Consider the following 18186-nt stretch of genomic DNA (forward strand, 5'->3'; position numbering starts at 1 on the left):
ACGTTGCATTTACGGAATAAAGATTATGCTCAACCGAATTACCGTTCAGCTCCCCGTCGAGGGGCTGCTCTTCTGGAAACTCTCCGGCCGCGAGGCGATGTCCGAGTCGTTCGCCCTGACGCTGACCCTGCTCGGCACGGACGCGCGCATCGACCGCAGCAAATTGCTGGGTCAGCCGGTCACGGTGACTATCCCGACCCAGAACCTGCTTACCCCGCGCTTCATCAACGGCAAAGTCACGCGCGTGGCGGTGAGCGCCGTTGAGCTGACGGGCACCCGCTACGCGGTCTACCAGCTGACGGTGGAGCCGGACCTGTGGCCGATGAAGCGCGACCGTAACCTGCGCATCTTCCAGGGCCAGACGGTGCCGCAGATAGTGAAAACCCTGCTGGGCGAACATCAGGTCAACGTTGAGGATAAACTCACCGGCAGCTACCGGGTGTGGGACTACTGCGTGCAGTATCAGGAGTCGAGCCTGGACTTCATCAGCCGCCTGATGGAGCTGGAGGGGATTGCGTATTACTTCAGCCACGAGGCCGACAGGCACACCCTGGTCCTGACCGACGCCGCCACCCAGCACCAGCCGTTCAGCGGCTACGAGGTCATCCCGTACCACCAGACGCCGTCCGGCGGCAGCACGGACGAAGAGGGCATCAGCCAGTGGGCGCTGGAGGACAGCGTGACGCCGGGGATTTACAGTCTCGACGACTACGACTTCCGCAAGCCGAACGCGTGGCTGTTCCAGGCGCAGCAGAACCCGGCGTCGCCGAAGCCGGGCAGCATTGACGTGTACGACTGGCCGGGCCGCTTTGTGGAGACCGGGCATGCGGAGTTCTACGCCCGCATTCGTCAGGAGCGCTGGCAGGTGGAGCATCAGCAGATTCAGGCCACGGCCACGGCGGCGGGCATCGCGCCGGGCCACACCTTCACCCTGACTAACGCGCCGTTCTTCAGCGATAACGGCGAGTATCTGGTGACGGCGGCCGGGTATCACTTCGAGGAGAACCGCTACGCCAGCGGGGAGGGTGAAACCGTTCACCGCACCGATTTCACCGTCATCCCGGCATCGGTCTCCTATCGTCCGGCGCAGAGCACCGCGTGGCCGCGCACCTACGGCCCGCAGACGGCGAAGGTTGTCGGGCCACAGGGGGAGAGCATCTGGACGGACAAATACGGTCGCGTGAAGGTGAAGTTCCACTGGGACCGCCTGGCGAAGGGGGACGACACCAGCTCCTGCTGGGTGCGCGTGTCGAGCGCCTGGGCGGGCCAGGGCTACGGCGGGGTGCAGATCCCGCGCGTGGGCGATGAGGTGGTGGTGGACTTTATCAACGGCGATCCGGACCGGCCGATTATCACCGGGCGCGTGTACAACGACGCGAGCATGCCGCCGTGGGCGCTGCCGGCAGCGGCGACGCAGATGGGCTTCATGAGCCGCTCGAAGGATGGATTGGTCGACAACGCCAACGCCCTGCGCTTTGAGGACAAGGCGGGCGCGGAGCAGGTATGGATCCAGGCCGAGCGAAATATGGACACCAGCGTTAAGAATGATGAAACGCACAGCGTCGGCGGCGAGCGCAGCCACTACGTGAAGAAAAACGAGCTGCATCGCGTGGAAGCGAACCAGACTCAGGCCGTGAAAGGCGGCACCGAGATCCTGACGGGCAAAGGCAAGCTGGATGCGGCGGTGGAGCAGTACGTTATCGCTTCCGGGACTAAGCTGAGGCTGGTATCCGGCGAGAGCGCGATTGAACTCAACGCGAACGGCAAAATTAGCCTGATCGGCAAAGAGTTTAACTTCTTCGTTGAAGGGGATGGTCATATCACCACGGGCGGTAAGCTGCACCTGAATACCTCTGGTACCAAGCCGGGCACAACGGCACCGGGCGCAGGGCACAAAGGAGATATTGATGCTGCAGTGCAGGAGAAATTTGCGCCGCCAGAGAGCGCTAAGCGTCCTGCTCCCGTTGCAGCTGCAGTAGCTGGTCAGTCGAAATCCGCTCCAGCTTCAGCATCAACAACAGCCCCACCTTTGAAAGGGAATTATGTTTACAAAAATAATCCGAATGGCTCAGATGTTATGCCTTTCAATGACGACGTGGTGAAGGAGATTAATAAGTCGCCGACTCTTCAAACCCAGCTAAAAGATTTGAAAGACAAGGGATGGGCCATTCAACCTGGCGCTACCGGAGGGGGGAGTTATGCTGATTCGGATAATAAATTGATCGTTATGGATCCCGAACATATGGAAGACACAGCCACGACGGTACAAACGCTGGCCCATGAAGCAGGACATGCCACGTATCCTGTAACTGCTGATTATTCGAGTAAAGAAAACTTCATTAACAGCCAGCTTATGGATGAAGGTGGTGCAACATTAAATAATATAAAAATACAGCGAGAAATTCTGGGAAATGGCGGCATCGATATTGACATTGCGGGAAGCCCTGAAAATTTAAAGGCTTATAATGCAGCCTATGATAAAATGATAAGTGGCGAGTTGTCGCGCGTTGATGCTGCTAAAGCTATAGGTAAAGTCTACGGTAAGGGCGAAATAGCTTCAGGAACCGATCTCAATTACAACGATTATTATGGGGGTTTCTATGGTAAGTAGAATGACAAAAAATACTATCCTCTTTTTGCTCCCACTATTTTCAACATTTTCTTATGCAGGACAAACGGATATGAATCAAGATTCCTTATGGCAAGTAGTCAAAGAGCTTAAAACAGTTTGGGGTAAACAAGCCGAGGATGTGAGTAAACTGCTCAATCAACCGCTAATCAAAAAAAATCCAGAAATAAACGATCGTTATACATCGGCTCCATTTACATTATCGGATGGGACACGAATCAGCGATGTAGATGTTCGTTTGTGGGGGAATGAAGATAATAGTGTTTCACTTGTTTCGTTTGTCATTGAGCATCCTTGCATCACCCTCGACCAGGTCAAAACCCATTTCCCCGATGTTAAACTGTCTAATATTCCTCGCGGGAAAACTTCCGGGCAATCGGTTGGATACCGAACCGCTACAGATGAGCGAGGGCTAGCGTGGTCATTTAGTTTTCCGGTAATGGATCAAGAGTGCCTTAAGCGCGTCGTTTTGTCACGTTACGATAGTTAATAAGCATTACACTTTCCAGCCGGTACGGTTATTTCGGTACCGGTTTTTTCGCATCTGCAAGAAGTGCAGATAAAAGATCTACGTTTACCGCTCTTCATCTTTCTCAATATTAATCATCCCGAGTTCACTTATGAAATATACCCTCCAGGAAGGTTCGTTTTCCCTTTTTCCTGCGGCCTGGCAGGATAACAGCATGAACATTATTCGCGATGACGAAAGCGGGCTGTCCGTCGTGGTCAGCCGCGGCGTTATCCCGGATGGCTGCGATTATGAGAAAGAGTTCCACCGCCAGTGGGACGTGATGCGCCCTCAGATGGGCGAGATCGTCCAGAGCGAATTCCAGCGCGTGAAAGCCGGGCCTGACGGCAAAATCAACGGGCTGGAAGTTGAAACCAACTTTGACCATAACGGCCAGCGCCTCTGGCAAAAACAGCTGGCCGTGCAGACGCCGGGCAAACCGGTGTTGATGATTTTTACCCTTTCAGCGCTCAGAGCATTCACTGAAGAGGACGAGGGGCGCTGGAGCGCGCTTAAGCAGAGCCTGACGCTGAACGACAACCGGAATGCGTAAGGCATGAGCGATAACAACGCGGCCCGTAAGGGTGACGAGATTATTCATTCCAGCATCTTCGCGGATATCACCAGCATTGTGGCGGAAGGTGCCGCTTATGCGGTAATCGGCGCGGCGGTGGGGGCAGCCGCTACCGTGGCGGCACCATTGCTGGGGGCAGGGGCGGCAGCCGCAGGCGTGGCGGCGATTGGCTCCAGCTGTCTGTTAAGCGGCATCATTGGCGGCGTGCTGGCAAACGTGGCGGGGATCACAGACGATATCAGCAGCGCTGCCGAGGGGTTAGGCAATGCAATTTTCCCTCCGTCGCCTGCGGGTAAAATCACTACCGGCTCCGACAACGTTCTGACGAATGCCATCCCCGCCGCGCGCGCGGCCGGAACGCTCACGCCAGCAGATACGCCTTCACCTGAACCGCAGTCGCCGGGCAGCTTTGCCGATTACGCGGGCATGCTGCTCTCCGCTGCCGGACAGTTTGGCAGCGAAATGTGGCAGCCGAGCGTGGCGTCTGCCGCCGCGGGAACCTCACCGCTGGAAGAAGACAAGGTGGCGTGTGAAAAGCACTCCGGACCGCAGTATCTGGCGGAAGGCTCGAAAAGCGTCTTCATTAACGGCCAGCCCGCGGTGCGTGCGAAAGATCGCACCACCTGCGAGGGTACCGTTTCCGATGACGTCTCCCCGAACGTGATCATCGGCGGCGAGACGCTGACGGTCCGCGATATCAAAAGCGGCAAAACGCCGGGGCTGGCGCTGGGGATGATTGCGCTCTCCCTGCTGCGCGGGCGTCCGGGCAAGATTTTAAAAAACATGCCCTGCGCGCTGGCATCTGCCGGGGGCGGTATGCTGGCCGATATGGCCGTTAACGCCGTGTTTGGCTCCTCGCACCCGGTTCACGCGGCCACAGGCGTAAAGGTGCTGAATGACGACGATGAGCTTGATTTCTCGCTTCCAGGCCGCTTCCCGCTTCGCTGGCAGCGCAGCTACAACAGCCTGACCACCCGCGAAGGGCTGTTTGGCCTGGGCTGGGCTACCGCTTTCGACAGCTATCTGACGCTTGAAGAGAACAGCGCGACCTGGTTCGACGAAACCGGACGTGAGCTGAGCTTTGAACTGCCGCCAGTGGACCGCGCGTTTTACAGCATCAGCGAAGGCATTATTATCCGTCGCAACGAGAGCGGCGACGTGGCGATTGCCGACGATGACGGCGCGGTGTGGCGTCTGTATAAACCGACACGCATGAATCCATCCGTTCTGCGTCTGGCCTCGCTAAGCGACGAATACGGCAACGCGCTGCTGACGGAGTGGGACGAGCACGGCAGGCTGGTTGGTCTTCACGATGAGCCGCGGGCGATAGACGTTACACTTCGCTATGAGGACGAACGGTTCCCGCAGCGCGTGACCGCTGCCAGCCATTTTGACGGCAGCCGTACCTGGCCGCTGATGCAGTGGGCCTATGATGCGCGCGGCCAGTTGGCGAGCGCGACGGATGCCTCTGGCGTTGTCACCCGCGAATACCGCTATAACGACCACGGCCTGATGGTCTGGCACCGCCTGCCGGGCGGTCTTGAGAGCGAATACCGCTGGAAAAAATTTGACCACTGGCGCGTGGTGGAGAACCGCACCAGCACGGGCGACGGCTGTCGCTTCACCTACGATCTGGACGCCGGATTGACCACCGTCGATCACTATGATGGTCAGAAACGTCAGCACTACTGGAACGCGCAAAATCTGATTGTCCGCTACGTCGACGAGCGCGGTGAAAACTGGCGCTACGAGTGGGATGACAACGAGCTCCTGACCCGCCGCATCGATCCGCTCGGGAACGCCGTTACCTTCGTTTATGACGAGATGGGCAACCGGGTGCAGGAGATCGACCCCGACGGCAATGCCCGCACCACCACCTGGCTTGAGCACCGCGCGCTGCCGTCTGCGATTATCGAAGCCGACGGCAGCGCTACCCGTTTCTGGTACGACGAACATCACGGCCTGAAGCGCGTGGTGGACCCGATGGGGCAGATCACGCTGCTGCGCCGGGACGAGTTTGGTCAGGTTGTTGAAGAGGTGGATGCCGCCGGAAACAGCCGCTATCAGGAGTACAGCGAGGCGGGACAGGTGGTGCGCGCGACGGACTGCTCTGGCCGCACCACCCGCTATAGCTATCATCCGCTGGGCTGGCTGATGACCGAGACGGGCGCCGACGGTGAAGAGACGCGCTATCGCTACGACGCGGCAGGGCGCCCGGTGCAGCTCGATCGCCCGGAAGGCTGGACGGAGTCGCTCAAATGGAACGAACGCGGCCTGCCGGTGAAGCATGCCGGCGCTGACGGTAAAGAAAGTGAGTTCAGATACGATGAGGCCGGGCGCTTAACCGCCACGCGTAATACTCAGGGTGAAGAGGTCCATCGCCGCTGGGACAGCCGGGGGCGTCTGATTGCTCTTGAAAACGAAAACGGCGAGGCATATCAGTTCCGCTGGGGGCCTGACTCGCTGCTGCTCGAAGAGGTGGGGCTGGACGGTGTTACCTCGCAGTATCGCTACGACGCCTGTGGGCGCACCATAACGCGTACCTTTGCCGCCGGTCATCCGGAGGCCATTACCCACGCCTTTGCCTGGAGCGCGAGCGGCCAGCTGGTCGCCCGCACCACGCCGGAAGGACAGACCCGCTACCACTATACCCCGTCAGGGCTGCTGACCCGGATTGGGCTGCACCCGGCGCTTTCAGCCGACGCGTGGAGCGCCGAGGCAGAGCAGGAGCTTGCCTTTGAGTATGATGCGCTCGGTCGCGTCACGCGCGAAGCGGGCGAGCACGGCGAGCTGGTGTGGCAGTACGACGCCCTGGGCAACCGCACCTCCGTTACGCTGCCGGATGGCCGCGAGCTAAAACAGTTCTACTACGGCAGCGGACATCTGCTCGGCATTGCTCTCGATAAGCTGTCGGTCTCCGACTTTACCCGCGACGAACTCCACCGTGAAACAAGCCGCACGCAGGGGCTGCTGACCACCCGCAGCGAATACGACCGTCTCGGCCGCCTGCATCGCCGGGACGTCTTCACCGGTAACGCCCAGCGCCCGTCGCCGCGCCGCTGGTCCCGCCGCTGGGATTACGACTACCGCAATAACCTGGTGCGTGAAGAGCGGGACGATAACCCGTTCAGCTGGTACCGCTGGCAGTACGACAGCGCCGGGCGACTGCTCGTTCAGGACGGCACGCTGCCCGGGCAGGAGCAGTGGCGCTGGGATGCGGCCGGTAACCCGCTCGACGGATCTGCTGAGAAGGTCACGCACAACCGCCTGACGCAGCTGAACGGTATTCGCTGGCATTATGACATCCACGGGCGCACCGTGGAGAAGGATAACGGTCAGAATCGCTGGCACTACCGCTATGACGGCGAACATCGCCTGACGGAGGTGATTAGCCAGCCGCGGGATCGCAACAGGCCGCAGACGCGGGTCAGCTTCCGCTACGACCCGCTCGGACGCCGCATCAGCAAAACGCGCCAGCAGATGCTGGGCGGACAGCCAGTCGGCAAGCCGGTCACCACCCGGTTTGTCTGGGAAGGGTTCCGCCTGCTGCAGGAGCTGCACGGAGACGTGCCGCTGACCTATGTCTACAGCGACCAGGACAGCTACGACCCGCTGGCGCGCATTGACGGTGTTGATGCCCCGGAGATCTTCTGGTTCCACTGCCAGCCCAACGGCACGCCGGAGCGAATGACGGATATCGAAGGGCAGGTGCGCTGGGAAGGCGTTAACAGCGCCTGGGGCAAGCTTCTGCGGGAAAGTGAGACGCAGCTATCAGGATATCCCCAGAACCTGCGCATGCAGGGGCAATACCTGGACCGTGAGACAGGGCTGCACTACAATCTGTTCCGGTATTACGACCCGGACTGCGGACGGTTTACGCAGCAGGACCCGATAGGGCTGGCGGGAGGGATAAACCTTTACCAGTATGCGCCGAATGCGCTGGGTTGGGTGGATCCGTGGGGATTGAGTAGGTGTTCTGGAGGCACCCGGTTAACTGTCAATAAACCGAAGATTTTAAGCAGCACAAAGCTGTCGTCAACTGAGAGAAAATTCCTCGAAAGGCAGTTCATGAAAAAAATGAATGCATTAAACCGAGCGGCTCAAAGAGGAGAGTTAGTTTGGTCTCCAGGCACCCATGAAGTTAGGATTTCATCTTTGCAAAGTTCTTACAGGCAAGCTGTTTCTGCACGATTTGAAAGGATGTTTGGCTCAACTCCTGATCTAAGTAAGTTAAACGCTGATCATCCTGTTGATTTAATTGTGGGAGGTTCGCCTACACAAAGATTACAAATGCTGAATGAAACAATTAATAAAAGTGTCGGTAGTTCTTTAAAAAATGCAGGCAGAAAGGCGGGGCTTCAGCCTGGGGATGCCATCAGCGAAATAATATTTCAATAGGGGGTAAAGTGAATAAATTAATTAATATACAGACAGATACTGCCACATTAGTTATTTATGATTTGATGTCATTAAAACATAGGATTGATGATGATGCAGATTGGTGGAGTCTTCCAGAAGATGAAATTGAAGAAATAAATAAAGGGAATGTATTATTTCTCAATCTTGGAGATGATGGTGTTTATAAAGTCCTTATTAAAAATGATGTTGATGAATATGCCGGGGCGCTATTTTTAAAAGTACCTTCTGGAAAGGTTTTCATTGGAGCAGGAGAGGATGTTACGGGCGGAGATCTTGAGCCTGATGATTCAGATGTTATATCAGGTGAGTTTATTACTTTAGAACCTGGTAGTTACGAAGTTAAATACAAAAAGCAAGGTTCAGATGTTCTAATTTCTTTTACAAAAGCAACGTTTACTGAAAATTCATTAGAAGAGGGAGTTTATCTCTGAATTAAATCCACGCCTTGGCGTGGATTTTTTCATTCAAAACTAATCAAACGTGAAATAAGAAGTTCATCACATCGCCATCATTAACGATGTAATATTTACCTTCAGTACGCATTCGGGCTTCCTCTTACGCTCCTTGCTGAATCTTACCCTCAATAAGCTGTCAGTATACCCGCGACGAACTTCACCGTGAAACAAGCCGCACGCAGGGGCTGCTGACCACCCGCAGCGACTACGACCGTCTTGGTCGCCTGCATCGCCGGGACGTCTTCACCGGTAACGCCCAGCGCCCGTCGCCGCGCCGCTGGTCCCGCCGCTGGCGTTATGACATCGTGGAGAAGGATAACGGTCAGACCCGCTGGCACTATCGCTACGACGGCGAGCACCGCCTGACGGAGGTGATTAGCCAGCCGCGGGATCGCAACAGGCCGCAAACGCGGGTCAGCTTCCGCTACGATCCGCTCGGACGCCGCATTAGCAAAACGCGCCAGCAGATGCTGGGCGGTCAGCGAGCCGGTAAGCCGGTCACCACCCGGTTTGTCTGGGAAGGGTTCCGCCTGCTCCAGGAGCTGCACGGAGACGTGCCGCTGACCTATGTCTACAGCGGCCAGGACAGCTACGACCCGCTGGCGCGCATTGACGGTGTTGATGCCCCGGAGATCTTCTGGTTCCACTGCCAGCCCAACGGCACGCCGGAGCGAATGACGGATATCGAAGGGCAGGTGCGCTGGGAAGGCGTTAACAGCGCCTGGGGCAAGCTTCTGCGGGAAAGTGAGACGCAGCTATCAGGATATCCCCAGAACCTGCGCATGCAGGGGCAATACCTGGACCGTGAGACAGGGCTGCACTACAATCTGTTCCGGTATTACGACCCGGACTGCGGACGGTTTACGCAGCAGGACCCGATAGGGCTGGCGGGAGGGATAAACCTTTACCAGTATGCGCCGAATGCGCTGGGGTGGGTGGATCCGTGGGGGTTGAGTAGATGCAATACAGGGAAAAAACCAGGGCCGCAACTTCCTGGAGGAATTGCTGAAACATTAGATAAAAGTATTTATAAAAACAGGCAGCTAAAAAGAGACGAGACTTTTTATAAATATCATGGTGTAAATAATAGAACAGGAAGAAAAATCTCTTGGCTGACAAATGAAAAATACAATTCCGAGGAGGTGTTGCGAGAAAAACTAGCTATTCGCCATGATTGGGGTGTAAATATTACTAATGTATCAGAGTTTAGAGTTCCTAAGGGAACTTGGGTGAGTGAAGGTCCTGCTGCAGCTCAAGGGGCAGGATATCCTGGGATGGGATACCAGGCTGTGGTGTCAAATCTTCCAAGAGCATGGGTGGTTAAAACTTTAAGGGTTCCCTGGTAATGAATTTGAATAACTTAAAAAATGCACTTGAAAAAATAATTTTTGAACTTAATGCCAATGGTAAACATGAATCGGCAAATTTTTTTAAAATTCGTTATGATCAGATAATAATTTTTGAAGACGAAATTGCATTGGAAATAGTTGAAAGTCTGTCAACATGCAGAGCTATGGCTCAATACGCAAACTTTTCCCTCAGGGAAGAAAAACTTTTAGATGATGTTGTTAATTACGCACTTGATATTAAAAAAAAGATGCCCTGATATTAAGCAAAGGGAAGGAATGATTTTTTGCGAGGTTATAATTAAGTGGTTGTCTTTTTTTGAAATTCTCACTCCAACCACAGAAACAGACAATTTTTAATAAAAGAGCGCAAAAATAATCACTATTAACCGGCTGATGTATTAAAATTAAAGCTAGCATCAATCAATTCATCTGCGTGCGGACGAAATTAGCCTTCGAAGCAGTCTTGCCCCAGTCTGTTACAATTTTGTACACTAAACCATGATGATAGACACTGTTCTTTTGAGGATTTGTTGGACTTATTTTTCTTAAGTGCGATTAGGCTCTAAAACTGTCTGCTAAGAGCCATTGCTGCAAGCATGGTCTTTAGCTGGTTCTAAAACTTGATCTGCTCACTCATCTTGCTATCCTTAATATGATATGAAGCTTTAAAATATTCACAGCATTGTAAAACTGCATTTTGCAAGTGTATGAAGATGGTAATCGTAATCCTTTACTTTATTGAAATATCACCGGATAAATATGATGTATTTCTTAGAAAGAAAAGATGCTGAAAAACTTCTCCATAAATTTTTAAAGAATACTTTAAAAAATCAGGCTGATATTGATAAGCTAATGGGGCTGGCAATTAATCATGATTTCGGCATTCCTATGAAAGGAATAATTTATGAATATGATAAAATGGAGAAAAATAAACCAACCAAACAAGATTTAGAGGATCTTAACACATTGATGCATTTTTATGGTCCGTGATTGGAAATATGATGCCATTCTTCTATAAGGATATATTTATAGACCTAGACACATCATCTATGACGAAAAAAAGATGATTTTCATGAGTATTCAGATAAAACACTCATGCCCTAAATCAAATTGCGATGTTATTTTCAAAAATAAACACACTAAACCTCTTTGGAATCTTCAGAACGATTTGATAATTGATGCTTTATATAATATATATCGGGATTTAAACTATAACATATCGAGATCATCTGAAAATTTCTTATTAACGTAATAAAAATATGTATTAAGAGCGAAGATGATCGCTTACTTCAATTTTTTAAAGAAAAAGACGTGCTCGAGTGGATATGCTGCACAAGAAGCGGACGCTTAAGTATACCTTGCTTAGACCTCGCAATGGTCGACTCAACACGCCAGTTAGTCTTTGCGTTAAGCGAGCCAAAGCCATAACCAACCGTTTTGACCATCTTCAATGCTCAGGGCGAAAAACTATTTTGGTCTGCACCTCCTGAAGGCGCGACTTTTTATTACTTAAATAACGGCATTGAGAAAAACTGGGCGCTATTGTTTAGCCCAGCTCTAATGGTGTACAATTAACGACTTATTAGTTGCAGGAAAGTTACAGTAATTGTAATTATTAATAATTTCACTGATTAATTAACGAATGCGAACCAAATGGAGATAATATTTATTTGGGTATGTAATTTATTCATTTATAGATGAAGTTATATGAAAAAACAATATTTAATTGATCAGTTAAAGAAAATTGAAAAGCTCATGCGCTCCTCTTTACCCTCTGAGTATAAGCGCTTTATGATTGAGAACGTTAAGGATAGTGACTCTTATGAAATTCAACGAGCAAATGGTGACCAGCTATATGTTTTCAATTGTTTTGACTTACTAGAAAGAAATGATACATATACTATTCAAGCGGTTGAGCCTGACGTTTTATTGATTGGTCAAGATGCTGATCTGGGATACTTTTTGAATTTGCGCAAAGGTACTGATGAGATTTATTCTTTAGATCTTGGAGCGTTAGGAAGTCTGGACATGGATAAAGAAAGTAATAGTATATTGATGCTATAAATCTTTACTTATCAAAGATATAGTTCAGAATAATGGAAAATCTCGCCAAATCGTGGATTTTTTTCAAAACAAATCAAACATAATGAGCTACTGGAAGCGAATCTTTCAGTTCTGGTTTTATGAACATTAAATCAGCCGCACACTGATAGACATCAAGTCCTGATTCATCGCTAATTGTACTGACATATTCTACTGAAATCCGCACATCCTTATCCAGCATCATACCTTTCCCGACTGTCTTAATGGCAATATCCATGACCAGATTTTTTCGTCATCACTACTACACCTGGCATTTACTCGCCATAGCCAGCAAACTACCTGCCAAGCCTGTTCTTTTCATCTAATATTCCTTCGTTAATTAACGATACTTTTGCCATCCATTGCGCCTCCCGCATAAACTTCACAGTATCCAGTTCACCAATTACTGCAGTACACTGGCTGGAATTGTCGTTCCAGACCCAGTGACGCTTCTGGTTTTTATCCAGCAGCTATCTACTTTGCCGTTCCCTCCATGTTGCATACTCCCAAACCATCCCCAGCTGAGACATTAATGTTGAGCTCTGCGTACTGCCCCGGATTCAGGGTGAGTATCGCTCCGGGCTTTACGTACTGCTTTACCGCAGCTGGAAGCGTTGTGGCATCATCAGTAACCCCATCAGTTTTCTCCGGCGTTCCCTGGTACGGGTTCAGCACGGTATACGAGCAAAACCGTGAGGCGCACCGGTGGTGTAATCGCGGGTTCGTCGTCATCGGCTTCAGCGAATGGGCGCGCCTGATCTGGTGAAAACCTATCGAGGTCACCGTTTATCCCGTAGTGAAAAAGCGGGTTGTGAACAGGCCCTGGCTCCCTGAGAAGCACACTTTCAGAACGCGGGGGCTAGTTAACAGAAAAAATCCACGCCGGGGCGTGGATTTTAAACGTCACTCTCGTGAAGAGGGCCAGGCGTGGTTACACGTGACTTTAGTAATCGCTTCCGATGTCGGATTCAACGTCGCTGACGTAGTTTTTACCGGTGTTTGACGCCTCAACAAGACGCTGGTAACTGTTTTCCAGCTTCTCTTTCCTGGCGACGAGCCTGCTAATGCTATTTTCATGACGAGCCGCTGACTGTTTAACTTCAGGGTCAGCCATAAGCTCGGCTTTTTCTTCAATACCTTTCTTAAGCGCGGTTGTATGCTCAATTGTGCTATCGATGAAGTTAATTCTCTTCGCTAACGTATTCAGGGCGCGGTTTTCGGTTTCACCCATCTCTTTGACACCGTCCTGATATTGCGCAATTCTAGCGTCATATTTTGACTGCAGCGGCGAACGTTCTTCAGACTTAATGGCCGCGATCCGCGCGTCTCTGGCAGATTCCATACGGCTAATTTCATGTTTAATGGCTGCAACCTCATTTTTAGCGTTTTGATATTTCTTAATGCGAGTGAGGAACTCTGCTCCGTTGTCGCTCAGCACTTCTTTTGTTGTCGTAGCAGAATAGGAGCGTCGACCCTCAACCACAATGGTCTTGGTACCAAACATCTTTTCAGCATACTCAGGCGTAGCCATTGTTCTCTTGAGGAATTTATTATTTTGCGCTTTGGCCAAATCATTAATAACGTCGGTCTTCCCCAGGTTATTAAGGAATTTAAAGAGCTCAGGCTCACGTTTATTAATTCTACGAATGTCAACCTTCAGTTTGTCAATCTCACTATTTGTTTTCTGGGTCAATCTATTAATGCGTTTTTCTTGATCTTCGCTAATTTTCTGCGGAGTGATCTGTTCTAATTTATGCTTCTCGATAGAGACAAACTCTTTTGCTTCATTTCGTTTGTCAATCATTTCGTGAACCAGGTTTTTATCAGACCTGGCGCATTCCAGTTGACGATTTGCCGCACTCGTCTTGAGCGCGATCTCTTTGCTGAGATGATCAACCTCAATTTTTTGGCTTGCCTGAAAGATACGGTTGCCAATATTGTTCAGCTGCGTGAGTTTCTTATCGTGGATCTTTGATTCCTGCTTTTCAAGCTTGTCCTTGACATTTTCAATAAACGACTCCACTTTTTTGGAATCTTTAATGTCAAAGTTTTGACGCATTCGATCGCTGAGACTTGCGAGTAATTCTTTACTATTAGCCACGCTGCCCATTTTATCCAGCGTTTTATTAACGGTTTTGAGATCGCTTTTGTGCACCCGCTCGGAGGTTCTTAGGTTATCAAGGGCAGCAATAAATCGATTTTGTTCACGTACAGTTAACGACATAATTTCCTCGCTTGGCATTAAATTACAATATAAAACCGTTCACAGGACCGGTTTAGCTGTCGGGATGTATAGTGTCATGCGCCATCGTGTGCTTCTTGCAAAAAACGCTTTTTACTGAAAAGAGGATATTTTTGCGGTGTCGTTTTTTGAAAGTTGTGCCAGTAAAAATTAAGTAGATTAAAGCCACTAACTCTATGCGGATAAAGTGTGTGTTGGTGTTATCTATTAACTTTTACAGGAAAGAATAACGATGCAATTAACCAAATGGGCCTGGGCGCTTGGCATGACGACTACCGTACTCGTCGGTCAGGTACAGGCGGCCGATCAGGGGCACGGCAAGGTCACATTTACCGGCGCAATTATCGACGCCCCTTGTTCAATTACCCCCGATACCATTGAACAAACCGTTGACCTGGGTGAAATTTCCAACAAAGCGCTGGCGAACGGCGGGAAATCGCGTCCGCGACCGTTTGATATCAAGCTTGAAAGCTGCGATCTCGCTGGCCTGACGGATAAAACGGTCACCGTCACCTTCACGGGATCGGAATCAAGCGCCCAGCCAGGCTATCTGGCGCTGGTTGGCACGGCCAGCGGCGCGGCTATTGGCATTACCAATGACAATGGCACCAACATCCCGCTTGGTACGCCGAGCTCGGTCACCAAAACCCAGCAGGGTGATAACACCCTTACCTATGCCGCTTATCTGCAGGGGAACGGCGCCACGTCCTCCGTTGTGCCGGGTGAGTTTACCTCGGTTGCCAACTTCACCCTGGCTTACCAGTAAGACGACGTTGGCCTTGCGGCCGTCTGGTTCGGTTTTTTTGCGGGAAATCTATGAAACATAGTGCTTCATTTGTCACGCCTGTGCGGCTGCTGTGGCTGACATTGCCCTTCGTCTGTGTGGGCGTACCGGCGGCTAACATTACCGGCCAGGGGCATGGCAAGGTCAGCATGCAGGGGGCGATTATCGATACGCCCTGCGCGATCAAAGTCGATAGTCGCGATCAGGCGATCGACCTCATCACGCTGCCGTTGGATCAGATCATCAATGCCGGCGTCGGGCCATCAAAGCCGTTCAGCATTCACCTCGAGAACTGCGCGCTGGAACCGATGCTGCCAAACCATCCTGACTGGTCACATTTTCGCGTCACCTTCGATGGGGCCATCACCGATGGCTCGCTCTTCGCGCTTCGCGGCGAGGCCCGCGGGGTCGGTCTGGAAATTATGGATGCCGCAGGCAACCGCATGCGGCCGGGAATCGCCTCCTCTTCGGGGCAGCTACAGCCTGGCGCCATGCGCCTTGATTACAGCCTGCGGCTGGTGGGTAACCACCAGAAGCTGCGCGCGGGTGCGTACCAGACTACGGTGCGTTTCAAACTGGATTATTTTTGATGAGGCACGTTTTTAATTTTTCGGGCATTGCCGTGCTGGTCACCCTGGCCTTACAGGGAGGGATGGCCAGTGGGTATGCGGCACAAACCATTCAATTTAATACCGACGTGCTGGACGTCAGCGATCGGGCGCATATCGACCTGAGTCAGTTCTCTCGCGCCGGTTTTATTATGCCGGGAAATTACCAGATGGTGGTTCGCCTGAACAAGACCGAGTTGCCCGAACAGCCGCTCAGTTTTCTGGCGCCGGATGATGATCCAAAGGGCAGTGAGGTATGCCTGACGCACGACCTTGTGGCGCTGCTTGGACTTAAATCAGCGCTGCAAAGCACGCTGACGTGGTGGCATCACGGTACTTGCCTGCAGCTGGCGAGCCTGCCGGGCGCCAGCCAGCGCGCCGACCTAGGTTCTAATACGCTGTACCTGAGCATCCCCCAGGCCTATCTCGAATATACCGCTGAGAATTGGGATCCCCCCGGCAGCTGGGATGAGGGGATTGGCGGGGCCATTTTTGACTATAACCTTAACGGTCAGTCTTCGCGGTATGCAACGGGGAGCCGCCGCGAGATGAAATCACTGACGGGTAACGGCACTACCGGTTTTAACGTCGGCGGCTGGCGGGTGCGTGCAGACTGGCAGGCGCGCTACAGCCACAGCGCTGGGTCGTATCAGGACAATCAGCGCGAGTGGGCGTGGAGTCGTTACTACGCGTGGCGGGCGCTGCCGTCCTTGAAGTCGAAGCTGATGATGGGGGAAAACTATCTCAACTCGGGGCTGTTTGACAGTTTCCGCTACACGGGAAGCAGCCTGGAATCGGATGACAATATGCTGCCGCCCAACCTGCGCGGCTATGCGCCGGAGGTGGTCGGCGTCGCGAGGACCAACGCGAAGGTCACTATTAGCCAGCAGGGACGCGTGCTGCACGAAACCACCGTGGCGGCGGGCCCGTTTCGTATTCAGGATTTGAACACGGCGGTTTCTGGAACGCTGGACGTGGAGATACAGGAACAGGACGGCACCGTTCGCCATTTCCAGATGGATACTGCCAATATTCCCTATCTGACGCGGCCAGGTATGGTGCGTTACAAGCTGGCGCTGGGCAAGCCGTCGGATTACCGCCACAACAGCGTGGGGCCGGGATTTGCCACGGGGGAATTTTCGTGGGGGATCAATAACGGCTGGTCGCTTTACGGCGGCAGCCTGCTGGCGGGTGACTATAACGCGGTGGCGACGGGCGTCGGTCGTGACCTGCTGGCCTTGGGGGCGGTCTCGTTTGACTTCACCGAGTCGCGTGCCGTGTTGCCGCAGACGGGCAGCCGGTCCGGTGGCTCCTGGCGCCTTAGCTACTCCAAACGCTTTGACGAATACGACAGCCAGGTCACCTTCGCAGGCTATCGCTTCTCGCAGCGTAACTTTATGAATATGTCGGAGTTTTTAAGCGCGCGCTATCACGGTATAGCGGGAAATAACAATAAAGAGCTCTACACCATTGCTTTCAATAAACAGTTTCGGCAGCTGGGGCTTAGTGCGTATGTGAACTATAGCCACCAGACCTACTGGGACCGCCCGGATAACGATACCTACAACCTCTCGCTATCCCGCTTTTTCGATGCCGGACAGCTTAAAAATCTTGGTCTGACCCTGTCGGCCTATCGCTCTCTTTTTAACCATACACGCGACGATGGCGCTTACCTGAGCCTCTCGGTGCCGTGGGGTAATGGGGGCACGCTCAATGTCGATGGCCAGGCGGGAAGTTCAGGCAACGGGGCGATGATCGGCTATTTCGACAACATTGACGCAAACAATACCTACCGGATTAAAGCCGGGGTTGCCCGGCAGGGCCGGGCAGCCAGCAGCGGGTACTTTACGCACAAGGGCGACGTTGCCGAGCTGACCGCTAATACCACCTATGAAGAGGGGCGCTATCGCTCCTGGGGCGGAGCGATTCAGGGGGGCCTTACTGCGACGCCAGAGGGTGTGGCGATGCATCGGGTGAGCAGCATGGGTGGAACACGAATGATGGTTGATACGGCGGGCATTGCTGGGGTACCCGTCCGCGGATACGGCACGGGAACCCAGACGAACCGCTTTGGCAAGGCCGTGGTTGCGGATATCAGCAATGGCTATCGCAGCAGCCTCAGCGTGGACGTGAACAACCTGGCCGACAACGTCGAGGCAACGCGGTCGGTGGTTCAGGGAACGCTGACGGAAGGGGCCATCGGCTACCGCCGTTTTGGAATGATTGCCGGGGAAAAGGCGATGGTGCAGCTGCGTCTTACCAACGGCAGCGTTCCACCGTTCGGAGCGACGGTGCTCAGCCATCGTGAGAGCCAGGCCGGGATCGTCGACGATGACGGCATGGTATGGCTAACGGGGATGGTCAGCGGGGAGTCGATGCGGGTGATGTGGGATGGGCAAACGCAGTGCGTAGTAACGCTGCCTAACCCCCTGCCGACCGGCGTCCGCGTTCTGCCGTTAACCTGCCGGCCGCAGCAGATATAGCGTTTCAGCCATCCGCGACCGCGGGGAAAACAACCGGGCAACCGTATTCTGCG

14 protein-coding genes and 1 pseudogene are annotated in these 18186 nt (G+C 52.8%); 13 read left to right on the plus strand and 2 right to left on the minus strand.

The genetic code is table 11. The features are described 5' to 3' along the window. Nucleotides 1-25 precede the first annotated feature (25 nt). From MOQ06_RS08805 to MOQ06_RS08850, 9 genes and pseudogenes are all read left to right on the plus strand, one after another. A complete protein-coding gene (locus MOQ06_RS08805) occupies nt 26-2611 on the plus strand; it encodes a type VI secretion system tip protein VgrG (RefSeq protein ID WP_242172432.1) in 2586 nt (861 codons plus the stop codon). A gap of 1 nt (nt 2612) precedes the next feature. After that, nucleotides 2613-3119, plus strand: a complete 507-nt coding sequence (locus MOQ06_RS08810) for a hypothetical protein (protein WP_242172436.1) — start codon at nt 2613-2615, stop codon at nt 3117-3119. Nucleotides 3120-3249: 130 nt separating this feature from the next. Continuing rightward, complete coding sequence (locus tag MOQ06_RS08815; RefSeq protein ID WP_242172437.1) at nt 3250-3690, plus strand: DcrB-related protein; 441 nt, start codon at nt 3250-3252, stop codon at nt 3688-3690. Nucleotides 3691-3693: 3 nt separating this feature from the next. Further along, a complete protein-coding gene (locus MOQ06_RS08820) occupies nt 3694-8109 on the plus strand; it encodes an RHS repeat-associated core domain-containing protein (protein WP_242172440.1) in 4416 nt (1471 codons plus the stop codon). A gap of 8 nt (nt 8110-8117) precedes the next feature. Then, on the plus strand, nt 8118-8561 hold the full coding sequence (locus MOQ06_RS08825; RefSeq protein ID WP_176610092.1) for a DUF6386 family protein: 444 nt from the start codon (nt 8118-8120) through the stop codon (nt 8559-8561). 164 nt (nt 8562-8725) lie between these two features. After that, nucleotides 8726-9931: pseudogene (locus MOQ06_RS08835) on the plus strand (RHS repeat-associated core domain-containing protein); the annotation flags it as partial. Then, entirely contained in the window at nt 9931-10191 is a 261-nt protein-coding gene (locus tag MOQ06_RS08840) for a hypothetical protein (protein ID WP_242172441.1), read from the plus strand. The pseudogene MOQ06_RS08835 and the gene MOQ06_RS08840, both read left to right, overlap by 1 nt. Nucleotides 10192-10693: 502 nt before the next feature. Further along, nucleotides 10694-10924 (plus strand): hypothetical protein, encoded by a 231-nt coding sequence (locus MOQ06_RS08845; RefSeq protein WP_242172442.1) that lies wholly within the window; start codon nt 10694-10696, stop codon nt 10922-10924. 717 nt (nt 10925-11641) lie between these two features. Continuing rightward, the gene (locus MOQ06_RS08850) at nt 11642-11998 is read left to right on the plus strand and encodes an SMI1/KNR4 family protein (RefSeq protein WP_242172444.1); all 357 of its coding nucleotides are present in this window, start codon (nt 11642-11644) and stop codon (nt 11996-11998) included. A gap of 73 nt (nt 11999-12071) precedes the next feature. Here MOQ06_RS08850 and MOQ06_RS08855 read toward each other — a convergent pair whose 3' ends face one another. Then, nucleotides 12072-12254 carry a hypothetical protein gene (locus tag MOQ06_RS08855; RefSeq protein ID WP_242172446.1) on the minus strand — a complete coding sequence of 61 codons (183 nt, stop codon included), beginning with the start codon at nt 12252-12254 and terminating at the stop codon, nt 12072-12074. Nucleotides 12255-12632: 378 nt separating this feature from the next. On the opposite strand from MOQ06_RS08855, the gene MOQ06_RS08860 reads away from it, so the two are divergent. Beyond that, on the plus strand, nt 12633-12782 hold the full coding sequence (locus MOQ06_RS08860) for a hypothetical protein (protein ID WP_242172448.1): 150 nt from the start codon (nt 12633-12635) through the stop codon (nt 12780-12782). Nucleotides 12783-12959: 177 nt separating this feature from the next. Here the strand turns inward: MOQ06_RS08860 and MOQ06_RS08865 are convergent, their stop codons facing one another. Next, nucleotides 12960-14240, minus strand: a complete 1281-nt coding sequence (locus tag MOQ06_RS08865; protein WP_242172450.1) for a hypothetical protein — start codon at nt 14238-14240, stop codon at nt 12960-12962. Nucleotides 14241-14523: 283 nt separating this feature from the next. On the opposite strand from MOQ06_RS08865, the gene MOQ06_RS08870 reads away from it, so the two are divergent. From MOQ06_RS08870 to MOQ06_RS08880, 3 genes are read left to right on the plus strand one after another with little or no spacing between them, the layout of a single operon-like run. Beyond that, on the plus strand, nt 14524-15024 hold the full coding sequence (locus MOQ06_RS08870) for a fimbrial protein (RefSeq protein WP_277932252.1): 501 nt from the start codon (nt 14524-14526) through the stop codon (nt 15022-15024). Nucleotides 15025-15074: 50 nt separating this feature from the next. After that, nucleotides 15075-15632 carry a fimbrial protein gene (locus tag MOQ06_RS08875; protein WP_242172452.1) on the plus strand — a complete coding sequence of 186 codons (558 nt, stop codon included), beginning with the start codon at nt 15075-15077 and terminating at the stop codon, nt 15630-15632. Continuing rightward, nucleotides 15632-18133 (plus strand): outer membrane usher protein, encoded by a 2502-nt coding sequence (locus tag MOQ06_RS08880; RefSeq protein ID WP_242172454.1) that lies wholly within the window; start codon nt 15632-15634, stop codon nt 18131-18133. Before MOQ06_RS08875 ends, MOQ06_RS08880 begins: the two co-directional genes overlap by 1 nt. The last annotated feature ends 53 nt before the right edge of the window (nt 18134-18186 follow it).

Source organism: Enterobacter sp. I4, from assembly GCF_022669095.1.
Taxonomy (GTDB): domain Bacteria; phylum Pseudomonadota; class Gammaproteobacteria; order Enterobacterales; family Enterobacteriaceae; genus Enterobacter; species Enterobacter pasteurii.

What these genes read in the sequence shown, in the direction of transcription:
- MOQ06_RS08805 (WP_242172432.1), top strand. Translation starts at nt 26, where the DNA reads ATGCTCAACCGAATTACCGTTCAGCTCCCCGTCGAGGGGCTGCTCTTC.
- MOQ06_RS08810 (WP_242172436.1), top strand. Translation starts at nt 2,613, where the DNA reads ATGACAAAAAATACTATCCTCTTTTTGCTCCCACTATTTTCAACATTT.
- MOQ06_RS08815 (WP_242172437.1), top strand. Translation starts at nt 3,250, where the DNA reads ATGAAATATACCCTCCAGGAAGGTTCGTTTTCCCTTTTTCCTGCGGCC.
- MOQ06_RS08820 (WP_242172440.1), top strand. Translation starts at nt 3,694, where the DNA reads ATGAGCGATAACAACGCGGCCCGTAAGGGTGACGAGATTATTCATTCC.
- MOQ06_RS08840 (WP_242172441.1), top strand. Translation starts at nt 9,931, where the DNA reads ATGAATTTGAATAACTTAAAAAATGCACTTGAAAAAATAATTTTTGAA.
- MOQ06_RS08845 (WP_242172442.1), top strand. Translation starts at nt 10,694, where the DNA reads ATGATGTATTTCTTAGAAAGAAAAGATGCTGAAAAACTTCTCCATAAA.
- MOQ06_RS08850 (WP_242172444.1), top strand. Translation starts at nt 11,642, where the DNA reads ATGAAAAAACAATATTTAATTGATCAGTTAAAGAAAATTGAAAAGCTC.
- MOQ06_RS08855 (WP_242172446.1), bottom strand. Translation starts at nt 12,254, where the DNA reads ATGGATATTGCCATTAAGACAGTCGGGAAAGGTATGATGCTGGATAAG.
- MOQ06_RS08865 (WP_242172450.1), bottom strand. Translation starts at nt 14,240, where the DNA reads ATGTCGTTAACTGTACGTGAACAAAATCGATTTATTGCTGCCCTTGAT.
- MOQ06_RS08870 (WP_277932252.1), top strand. Translation starts at nt 14,524, where the DNA reads ATGACGACTACCGTACTCGTCGGTCAGGTACAGGCGGCCGATCAGGGG.
- MOQ06_RS08875 (WP_242172452.1), top strand. Translation starts at nt 15,075, where the DNA reads ATGAAACATAGTGCTTCATTTGTCACGCCTGTGCGGCTGCTGTGGCTG.
- MOQ06_RS08880 (WP_242172454.1), top strand. Translation starts at nt 15,632, where the DNA reads ATGAGGCACGTTTTTAATTTTTCGGGCATTGCCGTGCTGGTCACCCTG.